We start from the raw sequence: 234 nt of genomic DNA, 5'->3' as shown, positions 1-234 counted from the left end.
ACGATGAGGTAGATAGGTCACGGGTGGAAGCATGGCGACATGTGGAGCTGAGTGATACTAATCGGTCGAGGCCTTGTTCTAGCAGATGCTTGTTGATGACTTCAGTTTTGAGGGCGCGAGCCCGTCGTCTGGTGACGATAGCCAAGTGGTCACACCCGTTCCCATGCCGAACACGGAAGTTAAGCACTTGAACGCCGAAAGTAGTTGGGGGCTTCCCCCTGTGAGGATAGGACG

At 54.7% G+C, this 234-nt stretch carries 1 rRNA gene; it reads left to right on the top strand.

From position 1 onward, the window contains the following. Nucleotides 1-127: 127 nt before the first annotated feature. Nucleotides 128-234: ribosomal RNA gene (rrf, locus tag KNQ11_RS16690) — 5S ribosomal RNA — on the top strand; the annotation flags it as partial.

It is taken from the genome of Exiguobacterium sp. s39 (assembly GCF_018618925.1).
GTDB classification, from domain to species: Bacteria; Bacillota; Bacilli; order Exiguobacteriales; family Exiguobacteriaceae; genus Exiguobacterium_A; species Exiguobacterium_A abrahamii.
Note: the sequence above shows the minus strand (reverse complement) of the source record. Positions and strands in the feature narration are given on the sequence as shown.